Here is a 22,087-nt window from a genome sequence, read left to right on the forward strand (position 1 = left end):
ACGCCCGCGCGGATCAGCCAAACAGAAGGACGAAGGCCCAGATAATCGCGCCCCAGAGACCAGCGCTCAGACCAATAATGGTCAGCAGTCGCAGCCATACTGGCAGCTTTTCACCACTAAATTCGTTCATGAGAGAACGATCACTCTCGAGTGCTCCCGTAACGGGGTCTGAAAAGGCGCCTGATTTCATCGGCATCACTTGGCTCGAACGCGACATAACTTCACTTAGAACAGCGAAGACTTAACAGTGGTTTAAAGTAGTCAAACCTTATCGCTGCATTATGAGAAATTAGCGTTAAATTCTGGCATCATTCGGGCGCCTGGCCCTGATACCCCCATCAGGCTGCCAGAAGTGACAAGGCTGTCTGCATTGTAATGTTACGAAGCCGGAACAATCCGCGCGCGGCCTTCCAGCTTCGGCGCGTGAAGCTTGAACGGCACGATGCCCGCAAGCGCCTGCAGGAGGACCGGGGTGGTGAACATGCCCCACAGCAGCGATTCCGTGAACGTCATGGTCAGGTTCACGGCCACCAGCAGCACCAGCGCCGAGTTGACCAGCGAGCCATCCTGGAACCAGAGATACAGCAATCTCAGCGACGTCCAGCCGAGGAAATAGAGGAACAGCGCCAGCCCTACATAGCCAAGGTGAACCCGCACTTCCCAATAGGCATTGTGGAAGGTCAGCTTGGTCCCAAAAGCCTTGTAATCATTCTCGTTGAGCGTCTGGGCGGCGCCGGAATCGTAATACCAGAACCCTTCCAGGCCGAGCCCAAACCAGGGCTTTTCCTCTGCTGCCAGGCGTGCGCCTTCCCACAGGGCGGTGCGGCCGGTAAGCGTGGCGTCCTTGCCGACGATGTCCAGAAACCGCTCCACAAACGTGTTCTGCGGCATGTTGAAAACCGCCAGCGCCCCAATCAGCACCACCACAATCGCAAAGAGGATCACGAGCATCGAGAGGCCACGCACCTTGGTGGCCGGTGCCCAGAAGAATTTGATGGCGACCAGACCCGCGCCCCCGAGCACCGCAAAAACCAGTGAGGTTGCCGAATCTGCCATGAAAATGAAGAGCAGGCATGTCGGCACGAATGGCAGCGCGAGAAGGCGCAGGAACAGCGGTTCTTTCTCGTTCAGTACCGTGATGAGACTGAGCAACATGCAGAACAGCATGTGGACAGCAAAGTAGTTCTTGCTCGCATAAGGGCCCCCACCGGCGAACGTGCCCCAGTAGGGAATGGAGGCGATGGTCGTCGCCATGCCGGCAAACATGATGATCCGCAATATCTGCTGCGGTGTCAGATGGACCGCGATAACGACGGCAACAAAAGCAGACAGGAAAAAAAGCACACCCTGGCGAAACGCTTCTGCCGGGTAAGGCGCCCAGCCAACAGAGGCCAGGCCGAGTATGGCCAGGGTGAACAACGGCCAGCACCTGACGAGCAGCGGCACCATCCGCTTGTAGTCATAGACCGTGATGACCAGGAAACCGAGGATGCAAAGGTACCGCAAGGGCGAAAACGCCTCGATCGGCAGATAGATGATGAACATCCAGAGGCAGACGAAGGCCTGTTCCCAGCGCCCTGCCCCTTTGTCCACCGAGTAGACATTTACATAGGCAGGCTGCACCGTCGCGCTGGTCCGGGGGGTAGCGTAATCAGACACAGGGCACCTCCGCGAGAGCGTCCCTCGAGCGCCCGCCTGCAGTCTCCATACATGGCAAAGCTGGACAGATCATGAAGCCACCTTCGGTTTCACGGCCGTTTCGATGATCTGCCGCAGGAAACCGAGTGGCTGAACAAACGTCTCCTCGGGCAGACCGGCAAGGGCATTACTGCAGGCCGTGATCCGGGAAGCGTCGCGAAGAAGATCTCCGATCAGCTCTGGCAGCGTCGCTTCAAGCTGTTCATCCAGCACAAAACCGCAAGCATGCCGGGCAACCCAGCGGCCCGTTTCAGTCTCCCCCGGCGCGATGGGCGGCACACAGTAATACCCGCCTTCATAGATCCGGTTGGGTAGCAGCCAGGTGGAGTTGAGGCCCGCCTCCATGAAATCGCCGGACCAGACCACATCCAGCCCGGAATAGATGCCGGGCAGGTCTTCTGGCGACCTGTACCGTCCGTAAAAGGACATGTTCGGCCTTGCGGCAATCTTCGTTTCAAAATCCGGTATCTCGATCAGCGCAGGTACGCCGTGAAGCTTCACCTCCACCTGATCGCCGAAACGGTCGGCGATCTGACACAAGAGATCGAGCGAGCGGCGGCACCGCAGATTCCCGACCCAGCCGAGGCGAAGCTGGCCGGGGGGCTTTGCTTTGGTTGCAGAAACCCGCGCGCCATAATTGGCGTGGCCCGAAAGCCGGTTCTCGATCAGATAAGCCTCGAACTTGCCCGGATAATAACGCTCGAAATGCTGGGTGAGATAGGCGGGGGAGGACACGACCAGCGCGGCCGAGCGCTTGAGCAGCCAGCCCTCAAGGGCGCGCAGCCCCTTCCCGATCACATCCCGCCGGCAGAGCAGCCGATGAACATCAAGGCATTCATAGATGACAGGTGTAGCGAGCCTCGCATGGCGTTTTGCCAGAAAGGCGCAGGCCAGCATGTCGAGATTACGGGCGTAGATCACATCGGCAGAGCGCAGCTTGTCACCCGACGCAGCCGCTATCCGCGCGCCGCGAAACACCTGGCGGATACGCTGAAGAAAGGCGCCATCCCGCGTCTGGCCGAGGTCTACATTATCCCATTCCTGCGCCAGAGGCTCGCGCCGGCGCATCATGAAACCCGTGACCTGGAATCCGTCGTCCTGAAAGCCGCGCGCGCGCCGGCGCACGGCCGCGTCCGCCACATCATGGCCGAAGAAGGCAATGCGCGTCATGTCCATTCCCTGGAGTGCAGGTTGGTAGAGCATGTGCGTCCCCTGCTCCTTGTCACCTGTGCCTGAACCTGCGGCGATCTATTCGGCCGAGATACGGTCGACAGGATCCTGCTTGCGGCCGCTTGCCTTGGACGGGGGCACCTGGATGGCGATGGCCGACTTCGGCCCCTGCTTGCTGGCTTTCGGTTTCTTCGGCTTCGACCAGCCAAACAGGCCCGGCTTCGACTCCATCTGATAGTATTTGCGATAGGCCTTGTAGGTCGCGCCCGGATCGCGGTGATGGCGGCGGCGGTTGAGGTCCACCATGTTGAGCGTGACACCCAGGACATCGGCCTTGAAATTGCGCAGCAGCGCGAGCGACTGGCGGGCGGCCGAACGGGTCGTCTGACGCCAGCGGACTACGAGGATCGCCTTGTCTACCTTGCTGGCGACCACGCGAGCCTCAGCCATGAGCAGCAGCGGGCCGGTATCGATCAGGATGAGATCATACATGGCGCGCAGACGCGACAGCAGCTCATCAAAGGCGCGCGTCCCGAACACATCATGCGGGGTATGCCCGTTCAGCGACAGCGGCAGGATGTCGAGCATCGTCTTGTGATCCTTGACGATGGCATCGGAAAGCTGACCGGCCCCGAAGAGATGCTCCACAAGGCCGATTTCCGGTTTCAGGCCTGCCATCTCGGTGAGCTGACGGCGGCGGAAGTCGCCATCGATCACAAGGGTGCGCGAGCCGGACATGGCCGACATGCGGCCGAGGCTGAGCGCAAGGCTGGTCTTGCCTTCATCGGGCAGCGAGGAAGTGATCGCCACCGTCTTGGTCTCGCTGTCGAGATCGGAGAAGGCGATGGCGGCGCGCAGATAGCGGATGCTTTCCGCATAGGCCGAGAGCGGATTTTCCACGAGGAAGTCTGCCGGGCTGGTCTGCCCGAGGCCGAGAAGACCCGCTGTGCGGATGAGCGGCACAGACCCGATCGGGTTGGAGCCGAGCTTGTTCTCCACATCTTCCGAAGAACTGATATTGGAGTCGAACAGCTCCGCGATGATTGCCAGGAAGCCGCCGACGATCAGGCCAAGAAGCGCGCCAATGATCAGGTTGAAGGCCTTGCGCGGAGAGGCCGGAGAATACGGCACCGACGCGGTAGACAGAACACTGGAGTCCGCCGTGATGAGCGCATCCTGCTCGCGTGTCTGTTTCGAGCGGGCGAGAAATTCCTCGAGCATGACGCGGCTGGTCTGGGCATCGCGCTCAAGCTCGCGCAGACGCACAAGGTTCACGTTGTTGCCACGCAGCTGCGAGGTCGAACGGCCGATCTCGCCCTGGATGGACGAGAGCTGGGCCTGGGCCACGCGCAGTTCGCTCTCGAGGTTGGCCGCGATGCGGTTCATCTCGGCATTCATCTGACGGTCGATGTCAGCAACTTCATTGCGCGCACTGATAAGGTCAGGGTGGCGGTCGCCCACGCGGGTTTCAAGTTCGGCCACCCGGCGCAGGATCGTCGAGCGCTGTGTCTTGAGATCGTTGATCAGCGGTGAGTTGATGACTTCCGACACACCCTCCACACCCCCGCCACTATCGATCTGGCGGCGCATGCTTTCATAGCGGGCGCGGGCACGATCCACCTCGATCTGCGCCTGGCCGCGCTGCGAAGTCAGATAGCCGATCTGCTGTTCGGTCAGCGTCGTACCCTGAGCTTCCAGAAGACCTGTTTCGGCCCGGAAACTCTCGACACGCTGCTCTTTCTCCTCAACCTCGTCGCGCAGGCCCGAGACGCGCTCCTGCAGCCATTCGGTGGCCTTGCGGGTCGCATCATATTTCTTCTCAAGCTGCTGGACACGGTATTGCTCCGCGACTTCGTTAGCCAGGCGGGCCGCCGTTTCCGGAGACGTGCTGGTAACATCAACGGTCAGGAGATAGGTCGCCCCAACACGGCCAACACGCACTTTGGTCATCAGTGTGCCGACGACGCTTTCGAAGATTTCAGCCTCTTTCTGCTCGGCGGACATGCCAGCGAAAGGATCTTTTTCGGAAGTATCCCCGCCAAGAAGTCCGACGACAGCCTTTTGTGCTGACGAGACGAAACTCTCTTTCTTGGGACGCAGGGTCCAGTTGAACTCCGGATCTTCGATGAGCCTCTGCTTCTCGGCCACGCGCGCCAGAAGCGTCTTCGACCCGATGACGCGCACTTCCGTGTCGATCACGGATGTTGTGGCGCCGCCAGCGCCGGAGAAGAGCGCGCCTAGGTCAATGACGTTGATCTGGTTGGTGTCGAGTTGAAGGACAGATTGCGCCCTGTAGGTCGGCGTTTGAGTAAAGGTCACGAAGACAACAAAACTCAACACGGTGATGAAGCCGGCAAAGATCAGCCAGAAGCGCCGATAAATGATGCTCATCAACGACTTCAGGTCGAAGGAGCTCGTGTCTACGCCACCAGCATTTCCGGAAGGCCCGGAGCCTGTGGGGATTTCGATCGTATACGACTTGGTCAAGGCAACGCTCTGGAACTTTGTGGGAGGCCCGCAGGATGCAGGCCTCCAAGAGTAGAAGGTATTACGGGAACAGGCGGACGCCGACACCAATCGTCGTCACGCCATAGGACGGATCACCAAACACATCGACGCCCGACACATCGCGGTCAGCGCGATTGACAAAGGTGTCGAAATGCACGCGGCGGTTCATCTTGTAGGTCGCGGCAAGTTCGAAATCGGCGCCCTCGTCCTTACGGTCGATCTCTTCGAATTCGTACTGCAGATAGCTGGCAGAAGCGGACACAACGATGTTGCGGCGCAGTTCGTGGTCGACACGGACCCCGGCCCGGCTCTCAACGGCCGTCGGCGCATCAAACAGGCCGGTATCGGTGACGCGGCGGTTACCATTGAAGGTCAGCGTCGTCAGCTGAGTGGGGAACCACTGGAGACGGCCATCAAAGGACAGACCACTGACTTCTTCAAAGAAGCTGTCATCCTTGGTCTCCTTAAGGTAGCCTACGGCCACGTCGCCGCGGACCAGGGCGTTGAGTTCGAAGTCGACACCGCCGGCCACGGTATAGCCTTTGGAGTCGCGCGAACGCGGCAGGCCGCCGAAAACCTGCAGAACATCATAGTCGCGCTGCTCGTAGGTTGCCTGCCCGAAAACGGCAAGGTTGGGCGAAACAGCATAGGACAGACGTGTGCGCCCATCGAAAACTGAGCGGTCGCGGTAGCTCTGATCAATCGGAAGACCTGTGCCGATCTGGCGGCCGTTTTCATAGTCTTCATTGCGAATGCCCAGGCTGTTGGTCCAGCGCACCCGGTCGTTCAGATAGTTGGCCTCAATATTGGCGCCCTGGACGGAAACGCCGATCGGCTTGTCCGGGCTGAAGACGTTGGTGATATCCGTGCGCGGTTCAACCCGGTCTTCCACAAACACTGCCCCGCCGAGCGAGAAGCTGCGGGTCACATCAAGGCGGCCACGCAGGCGGGCGCGAAGATCATTATGCGACTCGTCGCCCTGATCGAAATATTCGTTTCTGCGAGCCGAAACATCGAAACCGACATTGTGAACACTCCAGGTCGTGTCACCGGACGCCGTCAGGCCAGCGCGGCCGATAGCGCCCGAATCCGTGTTTTGCGCCACCACATAGATGTTGTCGGAATACGTAACCCCCAGTTCTGCGGCAGAGCGAACCGAGAATGTGCCAAGACGGACCGGTTCCGGATCGAACTCGGGCTGCGCACGATCAAGCACCGCAGTGTACTTGTCGCGGCTGTAATAGTCTGCGCCCTGCGCGTTGGCCACTGAAGCAGCGACTGCACATACGGCGACGCTGGACAGGCTCAGGCGTTTCAGATCTGTCATGCTATTTACCATTCTCACTTTGACTGAGAGGCCGGTTAGGCCCGGTCTTCTGGCGGTCCCCTGCAAGTTCAACGCCACCCCGCCCGGCGGTCCTGAACGACTGGATATCAACGGATTTGCTAGCCCTTGTGTACGCGGAAATGGATTACAAATGAATATCACGATCCCGTAGATTTCACCTGTCAGGGCATCTTTCCGCCGCTGATTTCGCCCTGATGGCGCACCCCGTTAACCTTAACAAGGTCTAAACGGCTGCTTTGAAATTTTATCAAAATTGAAATGTTCGGTTGTGGCGGGGCTCCAAAAAGCGAGCAATTTCCGATCAAAATGGCTTTGCCAAGCGCTGCCGGTGTCCTCTACAAGCGGCTAATGCCGACATTGTCCCTCGCCCCCGCCTGTTCTGCCGACTACAGACTCCGAGCAGAAAAGCGCCTCCCGCGCTTCCTCTTCGACTATCTCGACGGGGGCGCCTATGCGGAACTGACCCTCCGGCGCAATGTGGCTGACTTCGAAGCTCTGGAGCTGCGCCAGCGTATCCTGAGGGATGTCTCTGCATTGACCACGGAAAAGCGTTTCCTCGGCGCCACATTAACAATGCCGCTGGCGCTCTCCCCCGTCGGCCTGTCGGGCATGATGGCCCGCCGGGGGGAAGCCTGCGCCGCGAAGGTCGCCGGGGAGTTCGGCATCCCCTATTGCCTCTCCACCCTGTCCATCTGCTCGGTCGAGGAAGTCGCCGCAGCCACCAAAGGCCCGCTCTGGTTCCAGCTTTACATGATCCGCGATCGCGGCTCGGTGGCCGACCTGATCGCCCGCGCCAGGTCCGCAGGGGCTTCGGCCCTGGTCCTCACGGTCGATCTGCCAGTCGTCGGCACGCGCTACCGCGACGTGCGCAACACGATGAGCGGCGGTGGCGGCGCATGGGCGCGCGTGCGCCGGGGCCTCCTGTCCTACATGATGCATCCCGGCTGGTCGCTGGATGTCGGTCTCCGGGGCGGCCCGCACATCCTCGCCAACGTCGCCCCCTACGTCAAAAACGCATCCACCCCGGCAGACTTCTCCGCCTGGGCCAATTCCTCGCTCGATCCCTCGGTCAGCTGGAAGGATATCGAGTGGATCAAGTCCCAATGGGGCGGGCCGCTGATCATCAAGGGCATTCTGGACAGGGAAGACGCTCTGGAAGCCGTCAATTGCGGCGCTGAAGGGATTGTCGTGTCAAACCATGGGGGCCGCCAGCTGGACGGGGTGGCCTCCTCCATACGCGCCCTGCCCCCGATTGCCGAAGCGGTTTCGGGCAAGACGCTGATCCTGATGGATGGCGGCATCCGCTCCGGCCAGGACATGCTCAAGGCCCTCGCCAGCGGCGCAGACCTCACCATGATGGGCCGGCCCTGGGTCTACGCCCTCGCGGGGGGCGGCGAAAAAGGGCTCGCCCATCTGCTGGCCGCAATGAAGGGCGAACTGACCGTCTCTATGGCCCTGACCGGCATCACAAAGGTCACGGAAGCCTCCTCCGGTCTGCTTTCCAGAAACGAGTGACGGTAGCGAAGAAAACCCGGGCTCAGTCCGCCGCTCTCAGCGCCTCAATAAATCCATCCATCCGCGCGCGATACTCTGCTTCGCGAATGTTGTACCCGTCGCAATGACCCGCTTCTTCGATCAGCCAGTAATCCGCTGTCTGATTGCTGCGCTCAACCAGCCGGTCAGCATGGCCTTCAATCACCCAGGGATCCTGGCCGCCATGAACCAGCAGGAGGGGGCGGGGCGCGATCTGATCGATAACATCCTCCGGCCTCACATAGTCCTCCAGCCCCATCCGCCAGCGCGACATAGCCACAACCGCGTGCCCCCAGAGGCTGGTTGCCCAGTTGGCTTTCAGGCCAAGCTTGCCGAGCCGCCGGTTTGCCTTGTCAGCGACGAAATCTTCAAAGCTTGAGAGCGACGCCTCCACAATGAGCCCGTCGATGGAGCCGTCCCGCGCCGCCGCAATAATGGCGGCAGACCCACCCAAGGAACACCCGTAGGCAACCACCGTCTTGTGGCCGCGCCGGCGCATTTCCTCAACGGCAGCCACGGCATCCTCCGCTTCGCGCACCGCCAGGCCAATGCCCCGGCCGCTGCCGTCGCTCAACCCGTTTTCGCGTGCATCAAAGACCAGAACATCCGCCCCCAGCCCATGCAGCATCTGCAGCCGGTCGAAATAGCTTTGGCGATTTCCGCCTGCGCCGTGCAGCGCCACAATGGCCATATCCGTAGGCTGATCAGATGAAATCAGCCAGCCGCGGACCGTCTGGCCATTGCGCACAGGAAAGCTGATGTCTTCAAAATCAAGCCCAGCTTCGGTCTTGGGGGTCTGCGCGAAGGTGAATGTTTTGGCATCGGGCTGATGATAGCCGCGCGGGCTGGTCAGCGACCTGGACTCAAGCCAGACCGCAACGAAGCTGGCCAGAAGCAGGACGACAATTGCCACCAATACTGCGGCGCCAATACCGCCCAACGACCAACCATTCATACTTCAAGCGTCCTCAAATTGTTCAATCTTCCGGGCATTCAGCACCGCCAGACGCCGCTGAAGCTCCTCGACGATCACCCCGATACTGCCATCGGCCAACAAGGTGTCATGGTAGGCATCCAGTGTGACGATATCCAGCTTCCCGGTAATCAATCCCTGCCAGCCGAGCCTCTCGCCCGACCTTGCAAACATCGCGCTGGTGCGCTCCGCTCTGAACAGAAGAACATTGCCATCATAGGGCTCAGGGAAATAGCGCCCCTGCGCCTCAAGATACACAGTTTCGCATTGTTCCGACAGCAACTCGATCTGGGATTTACCCTGATGTTCGCCATTACCGGCCAGCCTGGCCTGAATCTTTTCCTTGAGACGCCCGCCATGATGACTCATCCGGCGCGCGAGATACGCGCCGTCCAGCTTCGTCAGCATACCAATCTTATCGGCCAGACTGAGCGGTATGGAGGCTTCCTGGGGCGCAAGCGTGTCCAGCATGGCGAGAAGCTCAACCTCCCGGCCGCTGCGCCGCAGCTGGTGCGCCATCTCCACAGCAATCACGCCGCCGCCGGAATAGCCGACCAGCCGGTAAGGCCCCTGCGGATCAACCGTCAGCATATGACGGATATAAAGTTCCGCCATCTCTTCAACCGTCTCAAGGAAGGGTAACGTCCCGTCGATGCCCTGCGCTTCAATCCCGTAGATGGGCGTGTCGCCGCGCAGACGATCCGCGAGCGGTTTGAACCAGAGTATGTTGCCGCCTGCCCCGTGAATGAGGAAGACCGGCTTTACGCCCGGCGCTCCGGGCGCCATCCGCACCAGAGGCGTCCAGCGGCTCTTTGCCGGCGGTTTGCCCGCTGGTGATTTTGGCGCTTCAGATGTCTTCTTTGGCTGCGGCACATGTGCGGCGGGCGCCGCCGCAGGCTCTTCCTTTGCGGCCGCTTGTTCGGGCTGGTCAGGCATTTTCTCCCGAACCAGGACGGCCAGTGTACGGATCGTCGGCGCCTGCAGCAGCGCGCTGAGCGCCAGTTCCACACCCATCTCGCGCCGGATACGCGCAAACAGCCGCACGCCCGTCAGAGATCCCCCACCATAAGACAGGAACTCCTCATCAAGACCCAGCGTTTCAACGCCCAGAATTTCCGAACACATCTGCGCAAGGCGTTGCTCCACCGGATCGCCGCCCGTCATCACCCGGCTTTCGGAAGACGCAGACTTTGCTGCCATGGCGGGCCCGTTGGTGGCCCGCAGTATCTGCGCCACGGAAACTGGCGATACAACGAATGAGCGCCCACCCTGCGCAAAGAGCTGCGCAAACATCGCCTGCGCCTCGGCCGCGCGGATCCCTTCCGCCAGCAGACGATCCCGTACGGGTGCAGACATGTCCGGAACTGCGGGGATTTCCCCGCCAAAAGTCACGCGCTTGAACGACGCCCCCCGGATTTCAAGCAGCACCGCACCGTTCGTGTCTACAAGGTCCACATCAAAGGTGGCGGCGTCCTCGCTCTGCGATGTCAGCCGGCTCTCCGCCGAGAATTCGCTGGTCAGCGCCCGGAAAACCCGGACCGATTCAATCGATACCGGCGCAAACACCCCGCGCTTTACATCATTCTCCAACAGGAAGAGCCCCGCTGCAAAGCTGGTGTCGAACAGCGCCGGATGGATGCGGTACGTTTTCAGATCGCCTGAAAATTCTTTGGGCAGAGCAAATGCGGCGCTGACGGCGCCGTCGCCTGTGGCCGCGCGCGCCACATTTCTCCAGCGCGGTCCAAAGCCGACGCCGCGCTCGGCCAGCGTCAGGCGTCCGGCATCGAGCCCCGTGTTGCAGGAAGCTGTGGCTACCGGGCTTTGCGCGGATGTCCGCTTTGCCACCTGCGCATCGAAATGCAGCAGCCAGGTCTCCCCAGCATGCGCCCGGCTCTCCACCTCAATGCGGAAGCCATCCTCCTCCAGCGGCGTAAGCGTTGTGCGCACCTGGCGGGATTGGCGAGGCCGGATCGCCAGCGGTGCAACATAGCTTATCTGGCTGATCTCGATGGCATCCCCAAGGCCCGCGCTCAACGCCGCCGCACTCGCAATCTCTACGTAAGCCGCGCCGGGCAGCACAGCAATGTCGCCAATCCTGTGCTCGCTCAGTGTCCAGAGGGTCGCCTCCGAATAGGTCTCTGCAAACTGCAGCGTGCCGTCCTTCGTTTCCTGCCGGGCGCCCAGCAGCGGATGCACGGAGCCGGCATTGCCAACAGCGCCGGCATCGGCGGCGCGTTTGGCCATGCCGATATCGGCCCAGACACCCCAGGTGATGACCATGCCGTCCTTGCGCGAAGCCGCCACAGCTTCGGCAATCGCATTACCCGCCACATAATCGCTCTGTCCCGGCGGCGTGATCAGCACGCTGGTGGAGGAGAATACCGCGAAAACATCCAGCGTACCGTCCGGCAACAGACGGTCCAGAACACGCGCGCCTTCTGCCTTGGCCGAAAGCACCCGGCGCGCCTCATCCAGAGATTTCATCGCCATAGGCGCGTCATCAATCATGCCGGCTGCGTGGAAAACGCCGTTTACCGCGCCGAACCGCTCGCGCGCCTGTGCCAGCACGGCGTCCATCGACGTCTGGCTGGCCACGTCCGCCGCCACCACCAGCACTTCGCCGCCGAGGTCTTCCAGCGCCAGCAGATCGCGCGCCCGCGCCACATCGGCTGGCGCGCCCCACCCCGCCGCCAGACGGCTCCAGCTTTCACGCGCCGGCGCCGGGGTCCGCCCGGTCAACACCAGCCGCGCTTTCACCGCCCCGGCGAGATACCGCGCCAGTTCGAGACCAATGCCGCCCAGACCGCCCGTGATCAGATAAACGCCCTTTTCGCGCAGCGCCGGGCGCAGCTGCGCCGCAGCCCCCCGCTTCAGGGTGGGTGCAAGGCGCTGGCCATGGCGCCAGGCGGTTACGGCGGCATCCCCCGTAGAATCCAGCTCACTGATGATTGCACTGGCGCTCAGCGCAGGCTCGTCAGCAGCATCGAAATCCACCACACGCGCCCGCACACCCGACTGCTCGGCGCTCAACATCCGCCATGGCCCGAAAACGCCTGCCTGCATCGCGTCACACGCATTGCCTTCTTCAGCCGCTAGAGCATTCTGTGTCGCGGCAAGGAAAAGCGCCTTTTCTGCCCAGCCGGAAAGCTGCAACGCCTTTGCCAGGGCGAAGCTCGCCTCAAACGCGCCGAGGGATCCCTCCCTCCCCGAAAAGATCAGCGGCCAGAGGAATATGACAGAATCCGGCGTCTCGACAGCTTTGGAAAGCTCTTCAATCAGCCCCGAATAATCCTGCGCGCCCGCATTGAATACAAAGTCGCCCCCCGTCTGCCGGGGCACCGCCGCATCAGGATCATGGCGCACGAGAACACATGTATCACCGCGCGCGCGCAGCCGGCTGATAGCCTCAGCGGCAAAATCGCTGCCGTCACTGAACACGATATGCGTGCGGGCGCCATGCGCGGCGGCTTCCACCGGCGCGGCATCGAACACCCGCGCCTCGAACCAGTCTTTTACATCCGAAGCCCGGAATATCTGGGGCTCATCCGTCTCGGCAGCCGCCTTGCCTTTTCCAGGCTCAATCCAGTGCCGCTGACGCTCGAAAGCATAAGTTGGCACCGAAACCTTCCGCTGGCCTTCCCCCTTCCGTACACGCGCAAAATCAACAGGCACGCCCAACGACCAGAGATGGCCGAACGCCGACAGCGCAAAGGATTCCGCATCAAGCTGCTCGACAGCCGTTGGCAGGCTCGCCACCACGCCGCGCGGGGAATGCTCGGCCTGCGCCAGACCGGCCAAGGCGCACAGCGCCTGTCCCGGCCCGATCTCCACCAGAATTGTCTCAGGCTTAGACAGCGCCGCTGAAAGCCCGTCAGCAAACCGCACACAGCCGCGCAGATGGTTTACCCAATAGTCGGATGCCGCCAGTTCCTGCGGGTTGGCCGGCGCGCCGACAAGATTGTTGATGAACTCGATCTTCGGCGGTGACAGCTTCGCCTTGTCAAGCCGCGCGCGGAAGCGCGCCAGCCCGCTGTCCAGCATCCGCGAATGCGCCGCCACCTTGATACGCACGGGCGCATGCTTGATTCCCTCCGCCTCAAGACGTTTTGAAAACGCCGCCAGCGGCGCGTCCGCGCCGGACACGACCGTCACCTGCGGCGAGTTCAGCACCGCGATATCCAGATCCTCGCCGATGAGGGCGCGCACACGCGCTTCATCATCCTGAACACTGATCATACCGCCCGCAGGCGCCGTCTCGAAAACTTCGCCGCGCACGAGAACGATGCCAATCGCATCTTCGAGCGACATGATACCGGCCAGCACAGCGGCAGCATACTCGCCTGCGCTATGACCGATCACGGCGTCTGGCTTCACCCCCCAGCTTTGCCAGAGTTTGGAGAGTGCATACTCGACAATAAACACCGCCAGCAAAGAATAGGTCGGCCTCTCCAGCGCCACAGAGTCTTGCTTGAACTCAGAGGAGTCAAACATCAGCCTGCGGATCTCTTTGGCAAGGCCTGCCTCAAGGATCTTGAAACAGTCCTCAACGGCGCCGCGGAAAACCGTATTGTTCTCATAGAGCGATCGGGCCGCGTTGGGATATTGCGCGCCGCCACCGGGAAACATGAAAACGATGCGCGGCTTGGCATCCTTCGCAACGGACGCCGTGCGCCGCCAGGGGCCATTCGGCGAAAGCTGCTCGGCCAGTTCGTGCGCATTGGCGGCGACCACGGTGGCCCGGTGCGCAAAATGCTTCCGGCCTGTCTGGGTGGTGAACGCGGAATTGGCGATACAGAAATCCGGTCCCGGCGTTTCGGCAAAATCGCGCCATTTGGCGACGAGTCCCTCAAGCGAAACCCGTGTTTTTGCAGACAGCGTGATGATCTGCGGCCCTGACGCCATCAGGGGCGCGCGCACGGGCGGCTCCTCTATCACGACATGCGCGTTCGTTCCGCCAACCCCAAGAGAGTTGATGCTCGCCCGGCGCGGCTTGGCGTTGCGGCGCCATTCCTTCTGCTCACCAACCACCTGGAACGGGCTGCGCACAAAATCAAACCGGCTGTTGGGCTTGGAGAAATTGAGCGTTGCAGGCAGCTTTTCGCCGCGCATCGCCAGCACAACCTTGATCAGAGAGGCAATGCCCGCCGCTGTATCCAGGTGGCCGATATTCGTCTTTACAGAGCCGATCCCGATGGAGCCAGGCGCAGCATCGCCATAAGCCTGCTGAAGCGCCGACAGCTCGATGGGGTCGCCCACCAGCGTGCCCGTGCCGTGCGCTTCGATATAGTCCACGCTCCCCGGCTCCACACCGGCAATCGCCAGCGCTTCGGCCGCGGCCATCGCCTGCCCGTCAATGCTCGGCGCCAGATAGCCGGCCTTGCGCGCGCCATCATTGTTGATGGCAGAGCCAAGGATCACCGCATGGATATTGTCGCCATCGCGCAGCGCATCATCGAGACGGCGCAGCGCCACCACGGCCGCGCCGCTACCAAACAGCGTGCCATCCGCTTCGTCGTCAAAGGCGCGGCAACGCCCCGTTGAGGACAGGATTTCACCTTCCGCATACCGATAACCGCGGCCATGCGGCAGATCGATGCTCGCCCCGCCCGCCAGCGCCATATCGCATTCGCGCGCCAGAAGGCTCTGCACCGCCATGTGGATCGCCACCAGAGATGTGGAACACGCCGTCTGGATGCCGACGCTCGGGCCGTGCAGGTTCAGCAGATAGGACACCCGCGTTGTCAGGAAGTCCTTGTCATTGCCGGTGTGGCGCAGGAGGAACATGCCCTCGCTCTCAACCAGTTCAGGATTGGAGAGCAGATTGAACGCAAGATAGGCCTGCATCCCGCATCCACCAAACACGCCGACAGCGCCGTCAAATTCATCCGCAGGCATATGGCCTGCGTCTTCCAGCGCCTCCCAGCAGCATTCCAGGAAATGCCTGTGCTGCGGATCCAGGATCGCTGCTTCCCGAGGACTGAAGCCGAAGAAACCTGCATCGAACATTTCCATGTCCGGCAGGGCCATCGTCGCCCGGATGTAACGCGGATCCTGGATGGCAGCGAAGGACTCCCCCGCCGCCAGCAGCTCCTCCGGCGTCAGCCAGCGGGTCGCGTCCCGGCCCGCTTCCAGCATGGACCAGTATTCACGAACTGACCGGGCGCCGGGAAAATGCCCGGCCATGCCAACGATGGCGATGCTGTTCTCATCCGCCATGCCATCAAGCCCCGGCAGGATCGCGGCGGCGCGCGGCAAGGCGTGCCTGCGCCCGGCCGATGCCCGTGTTCGGCTTATCCTTGTCATCGCTGCCGCCGCCCCGAATGCGGGCAGCAAGCGTGCGAACCGTCGGGAAACGGAAGACATCCGTGATCGTCACAGCGCCGGAAAATTCGCTCTGCACACGGCGCAGCATCTGGAATGCCAGCAGGGAATGCCCGCCCAGATCAAAGAAGTTGGCGTTCACATCCACGGCCGAAAGGCCCAGCAGCTCGCCCCACAGGGCCGCCAGCTTCTGCTCCACTTCGTCAGTCGGCGTCTCGACGGCACCTTGCACCACGGCTTCTGGCGCCGGTAGCGCCTTCCGGTCGATCTTGCCATTCGGTGTCAGCGGCAGACCGCTGAGAACAACAATCTGCGCCGGCACCATGATTTCCGGCAGGCTGTGTGAAAGTTCCGCACGCAGCGCTTTCGTGTCCAGCTCGACGCCGGGCTTCACCACGCAGTAGGCCACCAGGCGCTTGCTCTCGCTGGTATCGCCCAGCGCAACCACCACAGCCTGGTTGATGTCCTCCTGGGCCATCAGTGCCGCCTCGATCTCGCCAAGCTCGATCCGGTGGCCCCGCAGCTTCACCTGATGGTCGATCCGCCCAAGGAATTCCAGCTTGCCATCGACATGGCGGCGCACAAGATCGCCCGTGCGGTACATCAGCTCGCCGGGCCGGTCTGCCAGTGTCACAAACCGCTCCGCCGTCAGTTCCGGGCGGTTCCAATAACCCAACGTTACGCCATCCCCGCCGATCAGCAGCTCGCCTGCGGCCAGCGCCGGTTGAGGATGCCCGGAGGCGGAGTCAATGCGCAGCGTGGTGTTGAGCAGCGCTTCGCCCAGCGGAATGAAATCCCCCACCTCGCCGATATCACACATGGTCGACCAGATCGTCGTCTCGGTCGGGCCATACATATTGAACAGTTTCGCTTGCGGAGCATTTGCCCGAAGGGACTTGGCCAGCTCCATCGGCAGCGCTTCACCGCCCACGCAGATCACCTGCAGGCCGGCCAGCCGGTCACGCTCCCCGCCCAGCATCATCGCCATGGAAGGGGTACACTGAAGATGAGACGCGCCAAAGAATTCCAGGTCTTCGGCCACTGTATGGCGCCCCTCATGCGACGGCAACGCGCCGGCCCGGTCCATCACGCGGCGCAGGTAGGGCAGATGCTCGATGGCCAGATCCTGATCCACACCGAAGTCAACCAGACAGCCGATCTCGTCCACGCCAATGCCGTGGACGCGGCGCGCCATCTCGGCGCAGGTTTCCACTGAGCCGAAAAGACCGCTCGTCTGGAAATAACGCTCGAACGCATGGTCAAGCAGCGCGTCCATTTCCTCCGGGGTGAGCGGCTCGGCATCCATCACTTCCTGCGCGGTACGGCCCGTCGCCTGCCCGCGCTGCACCAGGGTGGGAAATGTCCAGGCGGCATCGCGCACAAGATCAACGGCTGTGCGCAGATAATTCTTCATCGGCTCACGGACGACCTCGCGAACGCCCTCGTCCGTGTCGCCCACGAAAGAGTGTAGCATCAGCGTCACCCGGCCTTCGCCCGCATGCCCGGCCTTCTTCCACGCCTCACGATACTTGGCGACGTTGCCGCCAAGCTCAGCGACCGACATGCCCAGAAGATGCGTCAGCACATTATATCCCTGGCGGCCGGCGCTCTCGAACGCTTCCGGCGCCTTGGCAATTGTCAGCCAGATCGGCAGCTCTTTCTGAACCGGTCGCGGCTGCGTGCGGGTGGGCACTTCAACGCCATTGGGATTGACGAAAGGAACCGCCTCCCCGCGCCACAAACGTTTCAGGATATCAATCCGCTCGTTCAGGGTTTCCTTGCGCTTGGCGAAATTATCCGGAGCCAGAACGAAATCGTTCGGCTGCCAGCCAGTGGCAATGGCCAGCCCAACACGCCCGCCCGAAATATTGTCCACAACCGACCAGTCTTCAGCTACGCGGACCGGATGATGCAGCGGCAACACGCAGCTGCCCGCGCGGATATGCACCCGCTTGGTAATCGAGGCCAGCGCTGCGCTCGTCACCGCCGGGTTGGGATAGGAGCCGCCAAAATCATGGAAGTGGCGCTCCGGCGTCCAGATGGCCTCAAACCCATTTTCGTCAGCAAACCGCGCACCTGCAAACAACAGCTTGTACTGATCATCATTGGCCGAGGAAGACGCGGCAAAATAGAACAGGCTGAACGGCTTCGCCTTGCGCGCTTCGGCGCCATGCAGCGCCACAGTCAGACCGCGAGACAACGTCCAGAACAGCTCCAGCACGGAGATGTCGAAGTTGGGGCTGGTCACGGCCAGCCATGTATCGCCATCCTTGTACGGAAGGCGCACATCCATCGCCGCGAAGAAATTCGCCAGCGCGCCATGCTGAACCTTTACGCCTTTCGGGCGGCCGGTGGAGCCGGAAGTATAGATGAGATAAGCTAGGTCCTGCGGGCCGACATCCACAGGGCGCCAGCCGCTGGTCCCGCCGCCGCGCAGATCGCCAAATGTCAGCTGCTGGGCGCGCACGCCCTCCTGCGCGCCAGGCGCGTCAATGATCACGAAGCGCGACTGGCTGTCTTCCAGCATGAAGTCCAGCCGGTCTGCCGGATAGGCCGGATCCAGTGGCACATAAGCGCAGCCCGTCTTCAGCACGGCCAGAAGCGCAACAACCATGTCGATCGACCGGTTCATGCACACGCCCACGGTCTCGCCTGGGCGCACACCGTGCGACATCAGTTGTTCTGCAACAAGGTTTGAAGCCGCATCAAGCTCCGTATACGTCATCGACGCACCGCGGGTACGCAGCGCAATCCGGTCCGGCGTGCGGGCGGTCTGATTGGTCACCCCCTGATGCATCGAAACGAAGGGCACAGCCACCGACTGCCCCCCTCAAATCCGGCCAGAACTTCGCGTTCCGCCGCCGGGCGCACGTCCATCTGCGTCAGGGTCTGCTCAGGCAGATCTCGCAGGGTGGCCAGCGCCGTCCCGATATGCCCGGCCAGCGTCTCTGCCACATCGGCATCATATGCAGCCGCAGACACATGCAGCGTCAGCCCATCATCGCCGGCGCGCAGAACAATGTCCGCACTCGGATGTTTTGGCGCCTCATTGCCCAGGGCAACAGCCAGCGTGAAATCATCGGCGCGGCCTTGCGCGCGCTCAGACCGCGCCCGGCGCATATAGGCGTCACATGCCAGCGGCGCCTTGTCCTTCGCGGCATCTGCCAGCGCGCGCGCGTGCGCCACCAGATCTCCGCCCTTGGTCGCCCCGGCGACATCCAGCACCAGCGGCCGCCAAGGCGTAAACCACGCGGCAAACCGGCCCAGGCCGGCCCATTGCGCGCTGTTATGGAATGCAATCGCCGCCGAAGCGCCGCCGCCCACATGTGCAGACCATGCGGCCAGCGCCGCCACGCCAAGCGCCACATCACCGCGCGCGTCCAGAACGAATTTATGCTCGCCCCCGGCAGGCTTCATGGCGCGGGGATAGGGCGCCGCCTCGCTGGCCACAGCGCGGGCGCTGTGCGCCATCCAGAATGTCTCCGCCTTCGCCGCTGCCACCGTGTGGCGCCCCAGTTCGGCAATCTCGTCTGCCGACAGGTCCGGCAGGCGCGCGCCGATGCGCAGATCGTCCGCCTGCGCCGGAATGACCATCACGCCCCGCGTGCAGGTCAGCCCTTTGACACGCAGCAGCTTGCCGCCCTCTGCGGCCACGACGATGCCATCATCCTCCTGCGCAATCACGGTGCCGTTGGGCGCAGCAGACGCCGCGTCCCCGGCCGCCTCCACATCGCCCACCAGCAGCACGCGCTGCCCCGTCCACAGCTTCAGGAAAGACAGCGTGTTGGTGTACGGACCGAACGACATCGCACGCGAAAGGGCCAGCGTCCGGTCCACCGGAACGTCAAAGCGCAGCGTCGCTGCCGCCTCGGGGCGTTTGTAGCGGCCGAAATAGGTCCGCCCGCCTTCCTGCGCCCGCAGCGAAACACTGCCCGCCAGAAGCGCGGGGATCATCGCCTTGAAGGCGGCAAGGCCCGCCTCGAAACATTTGGCATTCAGGCTGAAGGCGGTGTCGTTCGGGTCCATCGCGACGGGCGCGGCCTCAACGATGCCGCCCATATCCGCCTCGGCGGTCATCTCATGCCAGGTTACGCCATGGCCGGTCTCGCCGCCCAGAATGGCCCAGGAAGTGGCGTTCAGACCTGCATAGCGCGGCAGGGGGCCATCATGAAAATTGATCGCCATCTTGCGGGCCCGCTTCAGCAGCGCCTCGGGCAACATGTCGAGATTGGCAATACTGAGAAGATAATCGAAGTCGAGCGCTTCAAGCTCGCCGGTGTTGACCGAACTCTTGTCCAGCACACGCATGCCCGCCGCGTCCCCATGGCTGGCAATGGCCCCGTCCTGAGTAACGATTGCCGCCACCTGGCCGCCCGACGCCACATAGGCATCCATGCATTGAAGCAATAGCGGGCCATCGCCCACGAAAAGCGCACGAATATTGTTCACGAACCACCCACTATACGTGTTTTACTACAAATTCCCCATCCACAGGTTACCTCGACGCTAAGCATCGATCAAGCCAGCGGCCTTTCTCACTAGGTCACATTCGATCAGGTTTGGTAAAAGTTATAAGTTGAAATTCGTTCGAAATAGGCCGAATGCGCCTCCCGCTTTCCTCCCAACAGACGGTTTCCCCTTCGCCTGATCCCTGTTCGCCCTGGTCCGGCCCCTTACGCCGGAAATGAACAGACAATGATATTCCCTTCACGCTTTCTGCCTGCATGCACTCCGGAATATTGCGCATACCGTCAGATTTTTGCCAGCGTACCCCTCCCCAGCCGGCACGGTTAAACCCATGCAGGATTTAAACCAAAGGATGGGGACGCCGTGCTCCCTGCGCTGCCATACCCCCCACAGTTCCAAAATCTTCAGACTTCCGAAACACTTGGCTCGCTTCTACTCCTCACCGGCCAAAGACATGCGCCTTGGCACAAGAATCTCATACTGACCCCGCCTTCCGGATTACGTTTCGAACTGAAACACACAAAGATACGCCCATGACGAGTGATCAGAGCCCGGCGGCCCCGGCCCAAGACCAAGAGGTGTCCTCCCGGCAGGTTCTGCGGGCAGCGGCCTGGCTCGGCCTTGCCAAGATATCCAGCTATGGCCTTGGTTTTACGGGGACAATCATCCTGGCGCGCATTCTGGTGCCGGAGGATTTCGGCGTCATTGCCCTCGCCATGGCGATCATGGGCATCCTGGCGGGCCTGCTGGATCTGCCGGTCACTCAGGCCCTGATTGCCCTCCAGTCGCCCACCGATGATGAGTTCGACACCGCCTGGACCATCTCGATCATCCGTTCCATTCTGGTATCACTGCTGCTCCTGGCCATTGCTCAGCCCATGGCGATGATCTTCAAGATGCCGGAAGTTTCTGGTGTCATCATCGCCCTCACCCTGAACGTGATGCTCTTTGGGCTGAGAAATCCGTATTTCGAGAATTTCGCCCGCTCATTGAACTTTACCTGGGATGTCATCACCGAAATCATCTCCAAGACGGTTCAGGTGATTGTCAGCGTTTCGGTCGCGCTGATGTGGAAATCCTACTGGGCCTTCGTCATCGGCCTCCTCGCCGGCACCCTGGCGGCGATGATCCTGACCTACCTCACCTATCGCAAGCTGCCGCGCCTGTCGCTCCGCTCGCCCAAGCGCCTCTTCGACTATTCGATCTGGCTTGGCCTCAGCATGATCGTCAGCCGCCTGACAGCCGAAAGCGTAAATCTGATCGCTGGCCGAAGGTTTGGCCAGGGCACCCTCGGCCAGGTCCATATCGGCAACAAGCTGTCTTCCGACATCTCCTACCTCATTCTCGTGCCGATCATGCGGTCGCTGTTTTCAGCCTTCAGCCGGCTCTCCGACGATATCTACCGCTTCCGCCACGCCTATCTGAAGGCGCAGTCGGCCACGGTCGCCCTCGCCATGCCGGTCGGATTCGGCCTTGCGCTGGTCGCTGATCCGATGATCCCGCTGCTGCTGGGCCCCGGCTGGGAACTCGCCATCGTCATTGTCCAGTTCTACGCGCCCTGCACCGGCCTGCTGCTCGCCACCGGCCCGATCCGCTCGGTCGCCATGGCGCTCAGCCGCACAAATCTGATGCTGAAGCGGGATGTGGTCGTGCTCATTATCCAGGTCAGCTGCCTGCTGCTGGGCACCTGGCTGTATGACTTCATCGGCTTCCTTGCCGCCTATGCAGTCTCCACCTTTATCGCCACGGTCATCAATCTCTACTTCCTCAAGGGGCTGATCCAGATCAGCATCGTCGATCAGCTAAAGAATTTCAGCCGGTCGATCCTCTCCACCGCCGTGATGATCGGCGTGGTCCTCTTCGTCCGACCGCTTGCGGAATTCTCCGATACCTTCTCCGGCAATGTGCTGACGGTTGGCATCCTGTCGCTTGCCGGCGCGCTGGCCTATGCCGCCGCCCATACGCTGTTCTGGATTGTCAGCGGCCGCCCCGAAGGGATCGAGCGGTCAGCGCTGAGCGCGGCAGAGAAGATCAAGCCGAAACTCGCGCGCTTCGGCATCCGCTGAAGC

Annotated in this window: 10 protein-coding genes; 2 read left to right on the forward strand and 8 right to left on the reverse strand. The window is 61.9% G+C overall.

The features are described from left to right. Window positions 1–378: 378 nt before the first annotated feature. The 4 genes from ACQKI2_RS01790 to ACQKI2_RS01805 form a co-directional block, all read right to left on the reverse strand. Window positions 379–1,659, reverse strand: coding sequence for an O-antigen ligase family protein (locus ACQKI2_RS01790; RefSeq protein ID WP_427378016.1), 1,281 nt, complete (start codon window positions 1,657–1,659; stop codon window positions 379–381). A gap of 69 nt (window positions 1,660–1,728) precedes the next feature. Further along, entirely contained in the window at window positions 1,729–2,901 is a 1,173-nt protein-coding gene (locus tag ACQKI2_RS01795) for a glycosyltransferase (protein WP_427378017.1), read from the reverse strand. Between the two features lie 45 nt (window positions 2,902–2,946). Next, complete coding sequence (locus ACQKI2_RS01800; RefSeq protein ID WP_427378018.1) at window positions 2,947–5,442, reverse strand: GumC family protein; 2,496 nt, start codon at window positions 5,440–5,442, stop codon at window positions 2,947–2,949. Further along, window positions 5,417–6,703, reverse strand: a complete 1,287-nt coding sequence (locus ACQKI2_RS01805) for an outer membrane beta-barrel protein (RefSeq protein ID WP_427378019.1) — start codon at window positions 6,701–6,703, stop codon at window positions 5,417–5,419. The genes ACQKI2_RS01800 and ACQKI2_RS01805 overlap by 26 nt, the downstream gene beginning before the upstream one ends. A gap of 369 nt (window positions 6,704–7,072) precedes the next feature. Here ACQKI2_RS01805 and ACQKI2_RS01810 point away from each other — a divergent pair, with 369 nt between their 5' ends. Continuing rightward, window positions 7,073–8,239 (forward strand): L-lactate dehydrogenase, encoded by a 1,167-nt coding sequence (locus ACQKI2_RS01810; protein WP_427378040.1) that lies wholly within the window; start codon window positions 7,073–7,075, stop codon window positions 8,237–8,239. Window positions 8,240–8,261: 22 nt separating this feature from the next. Here the strand turns inward: ACQKI2_RS01810 and ACQKI2_RS01815 are convergent, their stop codons facing one another. The 4 genes from ACQKI2_RS01815 to ACQKI2_RS01830 are packed head-to-tail and all read right to left on the reverse strand — an operon-like array spanning window position 8,262 to window position 20,000. Continuing rightward, window positions 8,262–9,212: an alpha/beta hydrolase gene (locus ACQKI2_RS01815; RefSeq protein WP_427378020.1), complete on the reverse strand. Its 951-nt coding sequence runs from the start codon at window positions 9,210–9,212 to the stop codon at window positions 8,262–8,264. A 3-nt stretch (window positions 9,213–9,215) separates the two neighbouring features. Then, window positions 9,216–15,485, reverse strand: coding sequence for a type I polyketide synthase (locus ACQKI2_RS01820; RefSeq protein WP_427378021.1), 6,270 nt, complete (start codon window positions 15,483–15,485; stop codon window positions 9,216–9,218). After that, entirely contained in the window at window positions 15,451–18,369 is a 2,919-nt protein-coding gene (locus ACQKI2_RS01825; protein WP_427378022.1) for a MupA/Atu3671 family FMN-dependent luciferase-like monooxygenase, read from the reverse strand. Before ACQKI2_RS01825 ends, ACQKI2_RS01820 begins: the two co-directional genes overlap by 35 nt. After that, window positions 18,333–20,000: a formyltransferase family protein gene (locus ACQKI2_RS01830; protein WP_427378023.1), complete on the reverse strand. Its 1,668-nt coding sequence runs from the start codon at window positions 19,998–20,000 to the stop codon at window positions 18,333–18,335. Before ACQKI2_RS01830 ends, ACQKI2_RS01825 begins: the two co-directional genes overlap by 37 nt. 551 nt (window positions 20,001–20,551) lie before the next feature. Between ACQKI2_RS01830 and ACQKI2_RS01835 the strand changes: the two genes are divergently transcribed. Further along, entirely contained in the window at window positions 20,552–22,084 is a 1,533-nt protein-coding gene (locus ACQKI2_RS01835) for a lipopolysaccharide biosynthesis protein (RefSeq protein ID WP_427378024.1), read from the forward strand. Window positions 22,085–22,087 lie beyond the last annotated feature (3 nt).

Origin of the sequence: Hyphomonas sp. NPDC076881, from assembly GCF_050269995.1 — a bacterium.
GTDB lineage: Bacteria > Pseudomonadota > Alphaproteobacteria > Caulobacterales > Hyphomonadaceae > Hyphomonas.